A 16,965-nucleotide genomic window follows, 5' to 3' on the forward strand; every position below is an offset into this window, starting at 1 on the left:
TACCGCATACCCCCAGCACACCGCCGCCACAGGCCAGAGCGATCACCCACAAAGAAGGAGCAACCCAAACCCTGACCCCGAATGGTCTCTAGCTGACCGCCGGTCGCTCGCGGGTGAGGCTGCGGAGCTTTGACAGCGAACATCAAAGGCGCCGCGCGATGCGCCGCCAGATAGAGTGCGGTAGCCCGGCGAAGAACACGCTCTTCACCGCAGCGTTGAGCGTCTCGAACGTTGCCCTTCAGATGCAGCGTGTACCCGGCAGGTCAAGCACCCGAACCGCGAACACGGCGCACAGCGCGGCGACGGTCGGCGGCGTGAGCGGACGTCGGCGACGGGCGGTCGCGCGTTTCGTGGCCTATGCCGCGCATTGCGGCCCGAGCGCAGCGGGTGAGGTCCGAACCAGGTCTACCAAGCCGCAAGCGCCGGGCGCTGGCCGGTTCACGGCTCCTGTCAGGCGATCGATCGGTTGCAGAGTGTTCTCGGTCAACGTAGAAGCTCCTTCTCGGGCTTCCCTCCGGAATCGGGTTCGACGCCGTGTTGCCGCGCATCTGCTGCAGCAGCGCGTTCCACTTCCTGGCGACTTTCTCTGAGCGTTGATGGACGCATCGTCCACAGCGGATGGAACGGTTGGTGAGCCAGCTGAGGTGCGGTCCTCGCCGGGGTAACGATCGGTGTAGGCGGCTGGCATACCTAATCCGACCGTGCCAGCGCCGTTGCGAAGCCGGTTGGCCTGCTCCTGTTTGTCCGCCAGGAAACGCAAAGTCAGGTCGATTGGGCCTACCCCGTTTTGACGGACATCTGAGATCAGGAGCCTGTGGGCTCCGGGAGGATGTCCAGCATCATGGAGAGTATGGGCAAGCAGCGGCCTCGGCCTCGTCGTTCGTTCACGGCGGAGTTCAAGGCCGAGATCGTGGAGTTGTGCCAGCGTGGTGACCGTTCGGTCCGGCAGGTGGCCCGGGATTTCGATCTGACCGAGACCGCGGTGCGGGACTGGGTGAAGCAGGCCGGGATCGACAGCAACGCCAGCAGCGGTGGCGGTTCGCAGACTGGTGCGCCGGCGGCGGGTGGGTTGACGTCGGACGAGCGGGCGGAACTGGCCCGGCTGCGGCGGGAGAACCGCCGGTTGCAGGAGGATGTCGACATCCTCAAGCGGGCGACGGCTTTCTTCGCGAGGGAGACCCGGTGAACGTGTACCCGTTCATCGAGGCGGAGCAGGCCGGCAGCTACAACGTCAAACGGGATTGCGAGCTGCTGCAGGTCTCCCGGTCCGCCTACTACCGCCGCCACCACCGAAGCGACCGGGCCCGCGTTGATGAGGACCTCACCGCGCAGATCATCGCGATCCACGACGCGTCGAACGGCACCTACGGCGCGCCGCGCATCCACGCCGAACTCGCCGCCGCCGGTTACAGGCACGGCCGCAAACGCATCGCCCGGCTACTGGCCGGCACCGGCCGCCGCGGCCGGTCCCCACGCCGGTGGCAGGTCACCACGGTCCCGGACCCAGCCGCATCTGCGCGCCCGGACCTGATCCAGCGTTCGTTCGCCCCGGACCCGACGGCGGTCGACACCCGTTGGTGCGGCGACATCACCTACATCAACACGTGGGAAGGGTGGCTGTACCTGGCCACCGTCATCGATCTGGCCTCCCGCCGCGTGGTCGGCTGGGCCGTCGCCGACCACCTGCGCACCGACCTGGTCGACGCCGCGCTCACCGACGCGCTGCACCGACGCCGACCCGCGAACGAGTTGATCTTCCACTCCGACCGCGGCTGTCAGTACGTCAGCGCCCAGCACGCCCGGCTCGCCAACCGCCACGGCGTCAGGTTGTCCGTTGGCCGGCGCGGGCAATGCTGGGACAACGCCGTCGCGGAATCGTTCTTCGCCACCATCAAGACCGAACTCGTGCACCGGCAGGCCTGGCCCACCCGCGCCACCGTCCGCACGGCGATCTTCGAATACATCGAGAGCTGGTACAACACCCGCCGCCGGCACTCCAGCCTCCGCTACCAAAGCCCAGCCGCCTACGAAACCAGCCCGAATGAGCCACCACTCGCCGCGGTAGCCTGAACCACCACATCGACCCTGTCCGTCAAAACGGGTCAAGCCCAGATGCCTTCGATCTCACCGACCCAACCTTCGGCTTCAGCGCGTGTCCTGCGCAGCCGGAGGTCCTCGTCGAGCTCGCCGAGCCGGCCAAGCATCTTCGGGTTCACGTTCAGTATCGGGCAGCGGATGCAGGCTTCTCTGAACTGAGCGGGAAGCAGCTTCGCTTCTGTGCTGAGATGTTCGGAGGCTACCTGCGCTTCCGTTGATCATCTGCTATCCGGCCATGTCGCTCGCCTGGAGAGTCACCGCCACAGCCGTGGCCTTGACGGGACTCGTTACAGTCGGGGTGTACAAGTTCATGCTGCTGGCGATGTTCTGGCGGATCGAGCTGGCGTCGACCGGCACATGGGTGAACATCGGAACGGTTGGGATCGCCATGCTCAGCTGGCTGACGCGTCGGATGCTGCGCGCACCGGCGACGTTCCACCGCGCCGGCGATGGGACGGCGTTTGTTGTGCCCGGCTCGCCTGTGCAGCCCGGATTCCTGGCGATCATGCTGATGGTGCAGGCCGCGAGCACGTTGCTGTACGAGCGGGTGCCGGGCACGGACCGGATCGGGCTGCCTGCAGGCTCGGGCCTGCAGGCACTGATGGCGCTTCCCGCGTTGATGGTGATGGCCGCATTCGCGTTGTTCTGGCTACCGGGTCCCGAACTGCGGCTGACCTCGGCGGGGATCGCCGTGCGCAACGCCTTCCGCCCTCACACCATCTGGTGGAACGACCTGCTGCCCGGCGGCCCGCACCTGGGTCGGTGGACGATCCGGCTGTTGCACCGGAGCCCGGACGGCAAGACGGGCTCGAGCCGCATTACGGTATTCCGGCTCCATATCAACGCCGTCTTCCTGGCCACCGTTCTGTGCCACTACGCCGAGCGCCCGGAGCACCGCGCCGGAATCGGTACCGAGGCCGAACATGACCGCCTCGAGACCGGTTTCCAGCAGTGGAAAGCGCAGCCGGTCGCCCGTCGTGGCACCCACGTCCAACCGCCAGTCATCCCCGCATGACCTCTGCCTCGCGGTTCACCGCCACCTGCGTCACCGTCGCCGCGTTCGGCTACAGCGTGCTGCACAACTTCGTCCTCCAACCACTGACCTGGCGAATCCAGCAGGACGTCATCGGCGCGTGCGTCGCGCTCATGGCCTTCGCGTCGACCGTTGCGGTGCCGGTTGTCGCGTATCTGTGGCTGACCCGGCAACTACGCCCCAGACCGGCCACGTTCACACTGCCCACCGTCTCGCAACGGCCGGCCTTCGTGGTGCCGGAGTCGTCGGCGTATCGCGGTGTCTGGGCCATCGCGCTCATGGTGATGGCCGGCAACCTGATCCCGGCGGAGCGGGTACCCAACAGCGATCACGTGCGTCTGTCGACGCTGCCAGGCTTCGTTCCCGAGCTTGTGCTGTCGGCCGTCCTGCTGGCCGTTGCCGCGCTGGCGTTCCTGTGGCTGCCCACAGTGTCGATACTGCTCACACCAACTGGTGTCACGGTCCGGATCTCGTCGGTGCTCGAAACGTCTGTTGGCAGCACCTCTTCCCAGGCGGCCCGCCGTCGACCGTCCGCTGGACGATGCCGCTGCGCTATTACAACCCCATCGGGCGGGCCAAGGACCACGACGTCCCGCTGCTCTTGTTCCACGTCGACCGCAAGTTCCTCGCCACTGTCATTCGGCACTACGCCGAGCGTCCGGAACACCGTCCTGACATCGGAACTTCTACAGAACTCGACGCCTCCGGACCGGCTTCCAGCGGTGGCGGCACCCTGCACGAGCAGCTCAACTTGATCTTCGTCGGTGTCTGCTCACGCAGTACTTCTCTGTTGATCATCGTCGAGTCGTCCACCATGTTTCCTTCTGGGACTGTGGATTCTTCGGTGTTTCCGGCCTGACGCGTCGGGCGTAGCCCGGCGGGAAGGTGCTGTTGTGACAGCGGCACTGGGTGATGTGACCCCGCGGAAGAGGAGGCCGGAGCCGCGGTCGAGGAGCAGGCTGCGGCCGAGCTGGTTCGGTTGGCCATGGAGCAGGGCCTGTCGTTGACTGGGCCGGACGGGCTGCTCAAGCAGTTGACCAGGACGGTGCTGGAGACGGCGCTGGACGAGGAGATGACCGAGCACCTCGGGTATGAGAAACACGGCGTGGCTGGTGCGGCGGGTGCCGGGTCCGGGAATGTGCGCAACGGGACCCGGTCGAAGAGTGTGCTGTCTGATGCGTCGGGGCATGTCGAGATCGACGTGCCGCGGGATCGGGCCGGGACGTTCGAGCCGCAGATCGTCAAGAAGCGCCAGCGTCGGCTCTCGGGTGTCGACGAGATGGTGTTGTCGTTGTATGCCAAGGGTTTGACGACGGGGGAGATCTCGGCGCACTTCGCCGAGATTTACGGCGCGTCGGTGTCGAAGGAGACGATCTCCAGGATCACCGACAAGGTGCTCGAGGAGATGAACGACTGGTCGCACCGGCCCCTCGACGCTGGGCGGTTTCTACCGGTCGTTGCGAATCATGGTGTGGCAGGTTGCGTGAGCCATCGTCGCATGACTTGGCTGGGGGTGGCGTCATTGAGGGATCGGCGCGGCCGGTCGTTGAGTTCCGCGGCGATGCGGACCGCCGTGGCATCCGCGGCAGGGCGTCATGGTGGCGGTGGTGGTCACAGCGGCAACCCGAGGTCGCGGCCGGCGGCGCGGAGCCCGTCGCGCGTGGCGGGGTGCGCGGCCTGGTCAAGAATCTGCTGCGCCTGTTCGGCGGCGTCGTGACCCCAGATCCGGGCGGTGCCCTGCTCGGTGACGATGTAGCTGTGCTGGAACGACGTCACCGGCCCGGCCAGCAGCGGCACCACCGCCGACACGTCGGCCTTCGGATGCCAGGAACGCAGCGCGATGACCGCCTGGCCGCCGGGTGCGTGCATGGCACCGACGATGAAGTCGGTCTGCCCGCCGAACCCCGAATGGGTGCGGCTCCCGACGCGGCTGGCGTTGGCCTGGGCGAACAGGTCGACCTGCAGGGCACTGTTGATGCTCATCAGGTTGGCGTGCGACGCGATCGTACCCGGGTCGTTGGTCTTCTCCGTCCGCAGCATCCGCACCCGCGGATTGCGGTCGACCCAGTCGTAGAGCTCAGCCGAGCCGAAGCAGAACGAGGCTGTGACCGGCGTGTCGGAGTCCAGGCAGCCGGCCTTCTCCAAGGCGAGCGCGCCGTCGCTGAACATCTCCGACCAGACGCGCAGACCCCGCCGGTCCAGCAGTGCGCGCAATGTCGCGTCGGGGATGGCACCGATTCCGAGCTGCAGCGTCGCCTGCGGCGGCACCAACGCGGCGACGCGTTCCCCGATTGCGACGGACACGGCGTCTGGAGCGGCGACGGCGTGGGTGGGGAGCGGTTCGTCGACCTCGAACAGATAGTCCACCGCCTCCAACGGCAGCAGCGCATCACCGTAGGTCACCGGCATCGCGGCGTTCACCTGGGCGATGACTAAACCCCCGCGGGCCCGGACCGCCTCGACCGCAGCGGGCAGCACGTTCACCTCGACGCCGAGACTGACAGCCCCGTCAACCGGCCGGGACGTGTGCAACAGCACCACATCCGGGCACAATCGCTGCCGCAGCAGGAACGGCACCAACGACAACCGGCACGGGAAGTACCGCAGCCGCGGATGCCCCCGCATCCCCGGCCCGACGAACGCCGACTCATACAGGACACCCTCACGATCCGGGATGCCCGGCTGCGCGTTGAGCATGTGCAGCCGGTACTCGGCGATCGCCGCGTCGGCCAGCCCCAGCAGCCGGTAAGGCGTCGCGTAGTTCCCACTCGCCAGGACCCGCGGCACGCCCGGCAGCGCACCGAGCACCCGGCTGAGCTCAACCTCGGTCACCGTCTGCATGCCGGGCCCCGGTCCGCGGAACACGCCTGGACTGCGGGCGTGTGATTGTTCGCCTCCATACTCCCACCCTGCACCGGCCACCCCCGCCAGTGCAGGGCCGAACGTCCCGCCGTCACGGGACGCACGGGAACCGGTGCCGAGCGCTGGAGACGCCACTCGGCGCTGGTGGCAGGCATAGGCTGCAGGCGGTCCGGGTTGTCTGACGATCCGGCGCCTGATGCGGCAGGGGTTCCGGCGGTGTTTGGGGGTCGTAGGTCCTGCCGGCGGCTTCCTGAAGGCCCTGGTACGCCGAGGAGCGCACGACGGACCATCGAACGGATGGTCCAGCGAGCGTCCGGAGGATGACATGACACGTGGTGGCCTGGTCGTAGTCGGCTTCGACGGCTCTGCGACCGCGTGGACGGCGCTCGACTACGCCGCGACCGAGGCTATCCTGCGCGGCTATGACGTGCGCCTGGTGCACGCGCTACTGCCACCGGCCGAGTATGCCGAGACCGCGTTGATCAGGCCGGTGGAGGACGTGCCGACGGAGGCGCGGCGGCTCATCGAGTTCGCTCGCGAGTATCTGTACCGCCAGCACGGCGCCCTGCGGGTCCAGGCGCACATCGCCGACCGGCCGGCCGGCGTGTTGCTCGTCAGTGAGGCGCACGCCGCTGACCTCGTCGTCGTCGGCCGGCGGGGCCGAGGGCTGCTCCCGGTCCGGCTCGGCTCCGTGAGCTCCCACGTCGCTGAACATGCCAGCTGTCCGGTGACCGTCGTCTCCGCCGCGCCCCAGCATCCGGGTGGACCGGTCGTTGTCGGCATCGACGCCGCGACGCCCTCGGAACCTGCCCTGGAACTCGCCTTCGACCTCGCCGACCGGCACGGCAGCACCCTGCACGCCTGCTACGCCTTCACACCGGGTCACACGTCGGGCCACCTGGACGTCGAAATGGCCGGTCGGCTGCTGGACAGCGCTCTCGCCGCCTGTTGCATTCGCTACCCGCACGTCCCGGTCCGTAGCCGGGCCGTGCGGCACCGGGACATCCCGGCAGCGCTGCTGGACGCCTCGGCGATCGCGTCCACGCTCGTGGTCGGCGCCGGTCACGGAACCGGGTCCGTGCGCCGCGCACTGACCCGCCACGCGGCCGTCCCGCTCTTCATCGCACGCCCCAGCCGGCGCCTCGTCCACCTCGGGCCGACAAGCGCGTCGCCAACGGCGAGGCGGCAGCACCGCGATCCAGTGACATCCCCGCCCTTGTCGTGCTCGACCGGTGTGACGACGAGTTGTCGATGACGCGTTCGAGCACCCCTGCGGGTTTTGTGCGTCTGCCGGAGGAGCCGCTGTGGCGGCACTGCGATGGGGCCAGCGGACTGCGAAGCCTTCCATCTTCGCGCCGGCATGGCGACACCGATCCCTCGACCAGCAGCTCGTTCGGGCATCGCGTCCTGCTGCGTCCACCCGCCGTGACGCTGGCGTGCCAGCTGCGGCTCGTGGCACGGGTCCGGTCGTTCAGTAGGTACTCAGCCCGGCTGCCGTGAAGGTGTCCCGGACCCGGTTGAGCAGGTCCTTGTCGGGTGGTTGGGTGTCGTGCAGCGGGAACGGGATGCCGAGCCGGTCGTACTTCGTAGCGCCGAGTCGGTGGAAGAGCAGGACGTCGACCCGGTCGACGTTGCCGAGCCCGGCGGCGAATTCGGCGACGGCGTCGACGTCGGCGGGCTCGTCGGTCAGGCCCGGCACGAGCACGTAGCGGATCCACGCCGGGGTGCCGCGGTCGGCCAGTCGGCGGGCGAAGGCGAGGGTGGGTGCGATGTGGCCGCGGGTGAGGTGATGGTACCGCTCTTCTCGCCAGGACTTGATGTCCAGCAGGACGAGGTCGGTCAGGTCGAGCAGAGCGTCGTCGGCGCGGGCGCCGAGCGCGCCGGAGGTGTCCAGGGCGGTGTGTAGGTCCAGTTCCTTCGCGCCGGCGAACAGCGCCCGGGTGAACGCAGCCTGCAGCAGGGGTTCGCCGCCGCTGACCGTCACGCCGCCATGGGTGGTGCGGACGAAGGCAGCGAAGGCTTCGACCTGCCGCAGAACGCTGCCGGCGGTGGTGGCGGTGCCGTCGCGCATGTGCCACGTGTCGGGGTTCTGGCAGTACAGGCAGCGCAGCGGGCAGCCGGACAGAAACGCGACGAACCGGGTGCCCGGTCCGTCGACGCCGGTGGAGATGTCCCAGGAGTGCAGCCGACCGGCGGTCGGACGCCACAGGGAGGGGGCTCCTGTGGCGTCCGGCCGGTCGGTCCCGTCGCGGGGAGTCGGCGGGACGGTCGGATGGCTCATGCCGAGCCGTGGAAGGTGCGGTTGACGACGTCGCGTTGCTGTTCCGGGGTCAGTTTGACGAAGTTGACGGCGTAGCCGGAGAAGCGGACGGTCAGCTGCGGGTAGCGCTGCGGGTGTTCCATCGCGTCGAGCAGCGTGGCGCGGTCGAGCACGTTGACGTTGACGTGGAACCCGCCGGCGGTGGTGTATGCGTCGAGGATGCCGGCCAGGTTCGCGGCGCGTTCGCCGTCGGCGCGGCCGAGACCGTCCGGGGTTACGGTGCTGGTGAGCGAGATGCCGTCGCGGGCTGCGGCGTACGGCAGTTTCGCCACCGACAGGGCGGAGGCGGCCATGCCGTGGGTGTCGCGGCCATTCATCGGGTTGGCGCCAGGCGCGAACGGCTCGCCGGCACGCCGGCCGTCGGGGGTGTTACCGGTGTGCTTGCCGTAGACGACGTTGGAGGTGATGGTGAGCACCGACTGGGTGTGGATGGCGTCGCGGTAGCTCGCGTTGGCGCGGATCTTGTCCAGGAACGTCTCGACGATCCAGACGGCGATGCTGTCGGCGCGGTCGTCGCCGTTACCGTATGCCGGGTAGTCGCCGTCGAGGATGTAGTCGACGACGAGACCCGTCTCGTCGCGGATCGGCTCGACGGTGGCGTACCTGATCGCGGCGAGACTGTCGGCGGCGACGGAGAGCCCGGCGATGCCGCAGGCGAGGAACCGACGCACGGGGTAGTCGTGCAGCGCCATCTCGATGCGTTCGTAGGCGTACTTGTCGTGCATGTAGTGGATGATGTTGAGCGCGTCGACGTAGGTGCGGGCCAGCCAGTCCAGGGTCCGGTCGAACGCGGCCAGGACGTCGTCGTAGCGCAGAACGTCACCCGTGAGCGGTGCGGTGGCGGGGGCGACCTGCGCACCGGTCATCTCGTCGCGGCCACCGTTGATGGCGTACAGCAAGGCTTTGGCGACGTTGACGCGGGCACCGAAGAACTGCATGTCCTTACCGACCCGCATCGCCGACACGCAGCAGGCGATCGCGGTGTCGTCGCCGGTGTGTTCCCGCAGCAGGTCGTCGTTCTCGTACTGGATCGCGCTGGTGTCCAGCGACACCTTCGCACAGAACCGTTTGAACGGCTCCGGCAGCGCCGGTGACCACAGCACAGTCAGGTTCGGTTCGGGTGCCGGGCCCAGGTTGTACAGCGTCTGCAGGTACCGGTACGACGTGCGCGTGACGAGGGTCCGTCCGTCGGCGGACATCCCGCCGATCGATTCGGTGACCCAGGTCGGGTCGCCGGAGAACAGCTGGTCGTATTCGGGGGTGCGTAGGAACCGGATTATGCGCAGCTTGATGATGAAGTCGTCGACGAGTTCCTGCGCCTCGCTCTCGGTGAGGTTGCCTTCGGCGAGGTCACGCTCGAGGTACACGTCCAGGAACGTCGAGGTCCGGCCGAGCGACATCGCCGCACCGTTCTGTTCCTTGGTGGCGGCCAGATAGGCGAAGTACAGCCACTGCACGGCCTCCCGTGCGGTGGGTGCCGGGCCGCTGATGTCGTGGCCGTAGCTCGCCGCCATCGTCTTGAGCTCGTCGAGGGCGCGCAGCTGCTCGGCTAGCTCCTCCCGGTCGCGGATGACGTCGCCGGTCGCCGGCCGGTCATCGAGGGATGTCTTGTCGCGGCGTTTCGCGGCGATGAGGGCGTCGACGCCGTACAGCGCGACGCGGCGGTAGTCGCCGATGATGCGGCCGCGGCCGTACGCGTCGGGGAGACCGGTGATGACGCCGGCTTTGCGCGCGGCGAGGATCTGCGGCGTGTACGCGTCGAACACGGCGGCGTTGTGGGTCTTGCGGTACCGGGTGAAGATCTCCTTGACCACCGGGTCGAGTTCGTAGCCGTAGGCGTTCAGGCCGTTCTCCACCATCCGCAGCCCGCCGAACGGCATGATCGCCCGGCGCAGCGGGGCGTCGGTCTGCAGGCCGACGATCAGCTCGTGGTCACGGTCGATGTAGCCGGGCGCGTGGGCCGTGATCGACGCCGGGGTGCGGGCGTCGACGTCGTAGATGCCGCGTTCGCGCTCCTGCGGGAACATCGCGGTCAGCAGCCTCCATACGTGGCTGGTCCGCGGTGTCGGCCCGGCCAGAAACCCCTCGTCCCCCTCGAAGGGGTGGACGTTGGCCTGGACGAAGCCGGCCACGTCGACCTGGTCGCGCCAGGAGCCGCCGTGGAAGCCGCGCCAGGCGGCGAGGTCGGCCGGGGCGCTGATGGTGGTCATCGGTTCCTCCTCGATGGTTCCTGCTGCAGATCAAGTCTGCGTCGACGCACCCGGAGGCGGCAGGGCCGGAAGTCCTGCCGCCCTGGCCACCGGTCAGGTGCTGGCCGTAGCCAACGCCGGGTCGGGGCGCATGCCGCGCCGACCTTCAGGGGGCGAACGTCCCGGACGGAAGGGGCCGGCTGGCGGCAGCGCGATGACGTTCGCCTCATCCGCCGCGGCGGGTCGCACCGCCACGCTGACGGTGCGTATTCGCCGCCGACAGGGGACCGCCGTCATGGGCACACAGGCACGTACCGCGTCACGCCGCACCCGGGACGCACGGGCGCAGGCGCTGCAACGCACCCGCCGCCGGCACCGGTACGTCGCCATCGCCGGCGGGGTGATCATCGTGGCGTTGCTCGCGACGATCGGGGTCGTCCTCCTGAACGCTGCTGAGAATGCTCCGACCGCGGCACCGTCGACGAGTTCGACGGCCGTTCCCGCCGGCACGATCGTGACCGGCACCGCCTCCGCGCCGGTCACGGTGACGATCTTCCTGGACTACCTGTGCCCGTACTGCGGCCGGTTCGAACGGGCCAACAGCACCGAATTGGAACGCCTCGTCGCCGACGGCACCGTCAAGCTGGAGCTGCACCCCTTGGCGTTCCTCGACAAGGCCTCATCCGGGACCAGGTACTCGACCCGGACGGCGAACGCCGTCGCCACCGTCGCCGACCAGGCACCGGAGGCCGTGCTCGCGTTCAACGCCGCGCTCTTCGCCCAGCAGCCGGCCGAAGGCGACCCCGGCCTCACCGACCAGCAGATCGCCGCGGTCGCCGTCGGTGCGGGCGTCCCCGCCGAGGTGGCGGCCACGTTCAGCGAACGCCGGTTCGAGCAATGAGTCGGGGCGTCGACCGGGTCGGCGTTCAACCGCGACGGCATCACCGGCACCCCGACGGTGAAGATCAACGGCAAGGTGTTCGACGGTGACCTGTACTCGTCCGGTCCGCTGACGGCGGCGATCACCGCCGCCAAGGGGTCATCGTGACCGGTCCGGGACGCAGCGGCACGCCAGGCCGTCAGAGCGTCCGGATGAGGCCGGGCGCGGAACCCGTCGACGATGCGGACACGACTGGCCTGTTGGAGCGCGTGCGGCGGCTGCGGCATCGCAACGGCTGGATGTACGGCACGATGCTGGTGTCGGCGGTGCTGAGCCTGATCGCGTCGTTCGTCCTGTCCGTCGACGCGGTTCGGCTCGCCGCCGACCTGACCTGCAACATTAACGCCGTGCTGTCCTGCGGGACGGTGGGCCGGTCCTGGCAGGCACAGCTGTTCGGATTCCCGAACGCGTTCTTCGGCCTGATCGCCGAACCCGTCGTGATCACCCTCGCGGTCGCGAGCCTCGGCGGGGTGCGGTTCCCGCGTTGGTTCATGCTGGCGGCGCAGGTCATCTACACCATCGGTGTCGCCTTCGCCTACTGGCTGTTCTACGAGTCGTCGTTCGTCATCGGCGCCCTGTGTCCGTGGTGCCTGCTGGTCACCGTGTCCACGACGCTGGTCTTCGCCACCCTCACGCACGTCAACGTCCGTGACGGCAACCTGCCGCTGCCCGCCCGGGCCGCACCGGCGCTGCGAGCCGCGTTCGCCGCCGACCTCGACGCCATCGCCGTCACGATCTGGCTGCTGGTCCTGGTGCTGGTCGTCGTGCTCAAGTATGGCACCGCGCTGGTCGCCTGATCAGACTTCGAAAGGAGCCGGGTGCAGGACGTCTGGCAACGACGCCGCGGACAGGGAGGAGCTCCTCGTGGCGCACACGTTGGTCGTCACCGCTGTCGTCGTTGTCGCGTATGGCGTAGCAGGTGCCGCTGTGCTGACCCTCTACCGTGCGGTTGATACCGCCGGTGCACGGGCGGCGGTGTCCGCGCGCCGGGCGGAACGCCGGCCCCCGGTCGTCGGCGAGTGGCTTGCCCACGGGGAGATCGAAGCGGCCCGGTCGCTGATCGCCGGCCAGCTCGACCCGGTCGCGTACCACCGGGCGATGGCGATGCTCGCCGCTCTGGACGCCGTCACGAACCCGCTCACCGCGCCAGACCCGCCTCGATAAAGGGCGCCGGTCCCGCGGCGAGGGGCGTTCGGCCCGTGTGTTCGAGGCAGGCACGGGTCATGGTGGACAGTAAGAAAAAGGTTGTGCTCCCGATGAACGACCCGCGCGTTCGTGACGTCATGAACCCATCCGTTGTCGTGGTGACGGCGGACTGCACCAGCCGGCAGGGTGATCGACGTGATCACCGAGTTCGGTGTGAGTGGTGTCCCGGTCGTCGGCGACGACAACCGGGTCATCGGCGTCATCTCCGAGGCCGACCTGCTGCCGAGACTGTACCCGGCCGGCACCGTGTCCGGGCAGACATCCAAGGCCGTCGCCGGCACCGCCGGTGCGTTGATGACCGCCCCGCCGGTCACAGTGGCGGCCGGGGTGCCGGTGAGCGCCGCGGCCGAGCTCATGCAACGGCTCGGGGTGAAGCTGCTGCCGGTGCTCGACGACGCCGGCGTGCTCGTGGGCATCGTGACCCGGCGGGACCTGCTGCGCGGCGTCCTGCGCGGCGACGAGGCGATCGCGGGTGAGCTCGTCGACGAGCTGTTCGCCCGTGGCCTGTCGTCGGACCAGGCGGCGGGTATCGGGGTGAGCGTTCACGATGGTGTGGCGACCCTGACCGGCACCGTCGAACGGCGTCGCGACGCCGTGCTGGCGACCCGGATCGCCGGTAGCCTCGACGGCGTTGTCAGCGTGGTCGACCAGATCACGTGCCCGGCCGAGGCCGGTAGGCTCAGAACCCAGCTGATCGGTGCGCCTGTCGGACCAGCCCGTTGCTCCGGTACGGGCAGCGGATGAGCGCCGGAGGGTCACCGGCGGCCGACTGCCTGACGGCCGACGGTCGCGTCGTGCGGGTCCGGCCGGTCACCGCCGCGGACGCGTCCGCGCTCCTCGCCCTGCATGAGGATATGTCCGCGCACAACCGATACCTGCGCTTCTTCAGCGCCGGCGCCGCCCTCGATGCCGAGGTCCGGCGGCTGACCAGGCCCGCCGACGACGAGCACCACGCGTTGCTGGTCGTCCACGGCGACACGGTGGTGGCCGCCGGATCGTACGAATGCATCAGCGCCGACCTGGCGGATTTCGCGCTCATCGTCGACGACGCGCACCACCGCGAGGGCCTCGGCACCCTGCTGCTGGAGCACCTCGCCGCAGCCGCCCGCCGACAGGGCATCACCGAACTGGTCGGCGACGTCCTCGCTGACAACCGGCCGATGCTCCGCGTCAGCGGCGGCCTCGCCCCCGGAGTCCCGCGGATATCCGACGAGCCGGGCGTCATCCAGGTCCGAATCCCGACGCTGCCGGACGAGGCCGCCCTCGCCGCAGTCGGCGACCGGGACCGAACCGCCGCACATCACTCCCTCAGGCCGCTGCTCGCACCGACATCCGTCGCCGTGATCGGCGCGGGCCGCTGGTCGGGCGGCGCCGGACATGAGCTTCTCGCCGCGCTGATCGCCGATGGGTTCAGCGGTGACCTGTTCCCGGTCAACCCGCATGCGCGTGACATCTGCGGGCTGCCGGCGCTGCCGTCGGTGGCGTCAGCCGGTACGGCGATCGCCCTGGCGGTCGTCGCCGTACCCGCCAGGACGGCCCCGGACGTCGTGCGGGAGTGCTGTGCCGCCGACGTGCGAGCCGCTGTCATCCTGACGTCCGGGCTGACCTGGCCCGTACGAACGGATCTGCTGCGGCTGGCACGGCGGCACGGGATGCGGCTCGTCGGCCCCGACAGCCTCGGCGTGCTCAACACCGACCCGGCGGTACGGCTCACCGCGACCTCGGCCCGGACGCTGCCGCCGCCCGGCGGACTCGCCGTCGCGTCGCAGTCCGGCGCGATCGGTGTGGCGATCCTCGAGGCCACCGCCGAGTACGGCCTCGGCGTGTCGACGTTCGTGTCGCTCGGCGACAAAGCCGATGTCAGCGGCAACGACCTTCTCGCGTACTGGCACGACGACCCTGCCACCCGAGCGGTCGCCTTACATCTCGAGTCGTTCGGCAACCCGCGCCGCTTCGCCTGGGTCGCCCGTGCCCTCGGCCGGCGCAAACCCGTCCTCGCCGTCAAGAGCGGCCGTACGCGCACCAGCAGATCCGACGCGGCGGTCGACGCGCTGTTCGCGCAGGCCGGCGTCATCCGCGCCGACGCACTCGGAGACCTCCTGGACACCGCCCGGCTCCTGGTCGACCAGCCGCTACCGGCTGGCGACCGGCTCGCCATCATCGGCAACACCCGCGGACTCAACACGCTGGCCGCTGATGCCGCCGCGGCCGCTGGCCTGACGGTCGCAGCGCTCGAAACCGCCGACCGGCACCGCCGGCCTGCACACGACGCGGCGGCCGGCAGTTCTGCCGACAATCCGGTCGACCTCGGTGCTGACGCGTCGCCGACGGCGATGGCCGGCGCGGTCCGGGTCGCGGCCGGCTCCGGCACGATGGACATGCTCATCGTCACGTTCGCCGCGACCCGCATGACCGATGCCGCCGCGACTTTGGGCGCCCTCGCGACGGTGGTCGACGAGTTCCCGGACCTGCCCATCGCTGTCGTGGCCGTCGGAATCAGCGGCACTCCCGGAGCTGCCGGCACCAGCGGCACCAGCGGCGTTGTGGCCGCGCTCGGCCGGCGCAGGGTGCCGGTGTACCGGCTGCCGGAACCCGCTGTACGCGCATTCGGCCGGGCCGCGCGGTACGCGGCGTGGCGGCGTGAGCCGCTCGGCGAAAGGCCAGTCCTCGACCGCGTGGACAGGGCCGGCGCCCGGGCATTGGTCGGTCGGGCGTTCCATGATGGTGGCGGATGGCAGCCGCCCGGAGTCGCCCGGCCGCTGGTACGCGCGTACGGCATCGCGGTCCTCGAGGCCCATCGCGCCGACGGTGCCGACGCGGCCGTCGATGTCGCGGCAGGTCTGGGCTACCCCGTTGCGGTGAAACCGGCGGCGCTCAGCCCGGCCGACGGCCCGGGCGCCATGCCGGGAGACCGTTCGGCGGGCGGCACCGTCCGGCTCGGCCTGACGGACGCGGCGGCGGTCCGGCACGCCTGCCACGCGATCGGTGTCACGCTCGGCGCCGCCGATCCGCCGGTGGTGGTGCAACGGATGGCCGCCCCAGGTGTCGAACTTGTCGCCGGCATCGCCCATGACCCGCTGTTCGGCTCGCTGCTGACCGTCCGCCACAGCCGGGGCGCCGCGCTGCGCGGAGACCAGGTCCTGCGGCTCCTGCCGGTCACCACCCGCGACGCCGCGACCATGTGGCGGTCGTTGCCCGGATCGTCCTTCCTAGCCGGCGCGGACACCGCCGCGCTGGAGGATGTGCTGCTGCGCCTGGGTCGCCTGGCGGAAGATCTCCCAGAGGTCGCCGAACTCGAACTCGGACCCATCGTGGCGACTCCGGCCGGATGCATCGCCGTCGACGTGCGGCTACGCCTGGCCGCGGTCGGCGCCGAACCCGATCCGTACCTGCGCGACCTGCGCATCCGCCCGGAGACCGACAACGACTCGGCGCTGCGGTAGGAGCACGACACGATCGCGGCTCCGGGAGCGACCGGACGCGGCTGCCGCGGGTCCGTCGGGCCCGCGCCGAGTGACTGCCGATCCACGTAGACTGCCCGGACTGCGGCAATGGGCGGCTGCGCTCGGCCATCCGCCCTGCTCGTGCCGGGCGGGGGTCAGAACATCACCGGCGCCTGGAAGCCCTTTTGCTGTTCACCACTGTCATCGATGTCGAACGACAGGTGGCTGACGACGTCGACGACACCGTCGACGCGCTCGATCTGCCGGACCAGCGAAGGGACCAGGGAGCCACGGTCGACCTCGCCCAGCAGGGTCACGACGCCGTCGTCGACCTCGACCCGCAGCTGGGACGGGTCCACGTCGACGAGTCCGTCGAGGGCCTCGGCCAGGATTTCCCGCCGGATCTCGGCATCGTTGCGCAGAAACACCTTCAGCAGATCCCTGCGGGTCACCATGCCGATGAGCCGACCGGCGTCGTCGACGACCGGGAGCCGCTTGAGGGTTTCCGTCTCCATGATCCGGGCGGCCGCGACGAGGGACGTCGTGCTGATGACCGTGATGGCCGGAGCGTTCATTAGCTCGCCCGCGGCGGTCGCGTGCGCCTTGCCGCGTGCCTGGCGGGTGTGCCTGGCCTCGAGCACCCGTAGACGGTCATCGACGCCGGCGAACTCGATCTTCGGCACCAGGTCCGCCGACGACACGACACCGACGACCCGGTCGAACCCGTCGACCACCGGGACCGCGTTGATCTCGTGCGCCTCCAGAAGGTCAACGATCTCCTTGAACGGCGTGTCCTCCTGCACCGATACCGCGCCGATCGTCATCACATCGGCGACGTTCCAGCGGGCCATGACCTGCCTCCTCACGCTGCGATA

General features: G+C 69.6%; 14 protein-coding genes and 2 pseudogenes. 12 read left to right on the forward strand and 4 right to left on the reverse strand.

Features of this window, described 5'->3' with window-relative positions; all coding sequences use genetic code 11:
• The first annotated feature begins 850 nt into the window (after nt 1–850).
• The 5 genes and pseudogenes from ACZ6TV_RS53250 to ACZ6TV_RS53270 form a co-directional block, all read left to right on the forward strand.
• On the forward strand, nt 851–1,186 hold the full coding sequence (locus tag ACZ6TV_RS53250; RefSeq protein ID WP_465309072.1) for a transposase: 336 nt from the start codon (nt 851–853) through the stop codon (nt 1,184–1,186).
• The gene (locus ACZ6TV_RS53255) at nt 1,183–2,070 is read left to right on the forward strand and encodes an IS3 family transposase (RefSeq protein WP_465309074.1); all 888 of its coding nucleotides are present in this window, start codon (nt 1,183–1,185) and stop codon (nt 2,068–2,070) included. The genes ACZ6TV_RS53250 and ACZ6TV_RS53255 overlap by 4 nt, the downstream gene beginning before the upstream one ends.
• A gap of 325 nt (nt 2,071–2,395) precedes the next feature.
• A complete protein-coding gene (locus tag ACZ6TV_RS53260; protein ID WP_465309076.1) occupies nt 2,396–3,112 on the forward strand; it encodes a hypothetical protein in 717 nt (238 codons plus the stop codon).
• Nucleotides 3,109–3,885: a hypothetical protein gene (locus ACZ6TV_RS53265; protein WP_465309078.1), complete on the forward strand. Its 777-nt coding sequence runs from the start codon at nt 3,109–3,111 to the stop codon at nt 3,883–3,885. Before ACZ6TV_RS53260 ends, ACZ6TV_RS53265 begins: the two co-directional genes overlap by 4 nt.
• Before the next feature lie 230 nt (nt 3,886–4,115).
• Nucleotides 4,116–4,565 (forward strand): annotated as a pseudogene (locus tag ACZ6TV_RS53270) (transposase); the annotation flags it as partial.
• Between the two features lie 176 nt (nt 4,566–4,741).
• Here the strand turns inward: ACZ6TV_RS53270 and ACZ6TV_RS53275 are convergent.
• Nucleotides 4,742–5,962 carry an acetyl-CoA hydrolase/transferase family protein gene (locus ACZ6TV_RS53275; protein WP_465309080.1) on the reverse strand — a complete coding sequence of 407 codons (1,221 nt, stop codon included), beginning with the start codon at nt 5,960–5,962 and terminating at the stop codon, nt 4,742–4,744.
• Nucleotides 5,963–6,317: 355 nt separating this feature from the next.
• Between ACZ6TV_RS53275 and ACZ6TV_RS53280 the strand changes: the two genes are divergently transcribed.
• Nucleotides 6,318–7,247, forward strand: a complete 930-nt coding sequence (locus ACZ6TV_RS53280; protein ID WP_465309082.1) for a universal stress protein — start codon at nt 6,318–6,320, stop codon at nt 7,245–7,247.
• 216 nt (nt 7,248–7,463) lie between these two features.
• On the opposite strand, the gene pflA is transcribed toward ACZ6TV_RS53280, so the two are convergent.
• Together pflA and pflB are read right to left on the reverse strand one after the other, a co-directional pair.
• Nucleotides 7,464–8,273: a pyruvate formate-lyase-activating protein gene (gene pflA / locus ACZ6TV_RS53285; RefSeq protein WP_465309084.1), complete on the reverse strand. Its 810-nt coding sequence runs from the start codon at nt 8,271–8,273 to the stop codon at nt 7,464–7,466.
• Nucleotides 8,270–10,522, reverse strand: a complete 2,253-nt coding sequence (pflB, locus tag ACZ6TV_RS53290) for a formate C-acetyltransferase (RefSeq protein ID WP_465309086.1) — start codon at nt 10,520–10,522, stop codon at nt 8,270–8,272. Before pflB ends, pflA begins: the two co-directional genes overlap by 4 nt.
• A 274-nt stretch (nt 10,523–10,796) precedes the next feature.
• On the opposite strand from pflB, the gene ACZ6TV_RS53295 reads away from it, so the two are divergent.
• The 6 genes and pseudogenes from ACZ6TV_RS53295 (at nt 10,797) to ACZ6TV_RS53320 (ending at nt 16,090) form a co-directional block, all read left to right on the forward strand.
• Nucleotides 10,797–11,402, forward strand: a complete 606-nt coding sequence (locus tag ACZ6TV_RS53295; RefSeq protein WP_465309088.1) for a DsbA family protein — start codon at nt 10,797–10,799, stop codon at nt 11,400–11,402.
• A gap of 248 nt (nt 11,403–11,650) precedes the next feature.
• Nucleotides 11,651–12,238: a vitamin K epoxide reductase family protein gene (locus ACZ6TV_RS53300; protein ID WP_465309134.1), complete on the forward strand. Its 588-nt coding sequence runs from the start codon at nt 11,651–11,653 to the stop codon at nt 12,236–12,238.
• A 67-nt stretch (nt 12,239–12,305) separates the two neighbouring features.
• The gene (locus ACZ6TV_RS53305) at nt 12,306–12,605 is read left to right on the forward strand and encodes a hypothetical protein (RefSeq protein WP_465309090.1); all 300 of its coding nucleotides are present in this window, start codon (nt 12,306–12,308) and stop codon (nt 12,603–12,605) included.
• Nucleotides 12,606–12,767: 162 nt separating this feature from the next.
• Nucleotides 12,768–12,857, forward strand: a pseudogene (locus ACZ6TV_RS53310) (CBS domain-containing protein); the annotation flags it as partial.
• 84 nt (nt 12,858–12,941) lie between these two features.
• On the forward strand, nt 12,942–13,391 hold the full coding sequence (locus ACZ6TV_RS53315) for a BON domain-containing protein (protein WP_465309136.1): 450 nt from the start codon (nt 12,942–12,944) through the stop codon (nt 13,389–13,391).
• Complete coding sequence (locus tag ACZ6TV_RS53320) at nt 13,388–16,090, forward strand: bifunctional acetate--CoA ligase family protein/GNAT family N-acetyltransferase (protein ID WP_465309092.1); 2,703 nt, start codon at nt 13,388–13,390, stop codon at nt 16,088–16,090. Before ACZ6TV_RS53315 ends, ACZ6TV_RS53320 begins: the two co-directional genes overlap by 4 nt.
• Before the next feature lie 155 nt (nt 16,091–16,245).
• Here ACZ6TV_RS53320 and ACZ6TV_RS53325 read toward each other — a convergent pair whose 3' ends face one another.
• Nucleotides 16,246–16,956: a CBS domain-containing protein gene (locus ACZ6TV_RS53325; RefSeq protein ID WP_465309094.1), complete on the reverse strand. Its 711-nt coding sequence runs from the start codon at nt 16,954–16,956 to the stop codon at nt 16,246–16,248.
• Between the last annotated feature and the right edge of the window lie 9 nt (nt 16,957–16,965).

Source organism: Dactylosporangium sp. NPDC051087 (genome assembly GCF_055586325.1).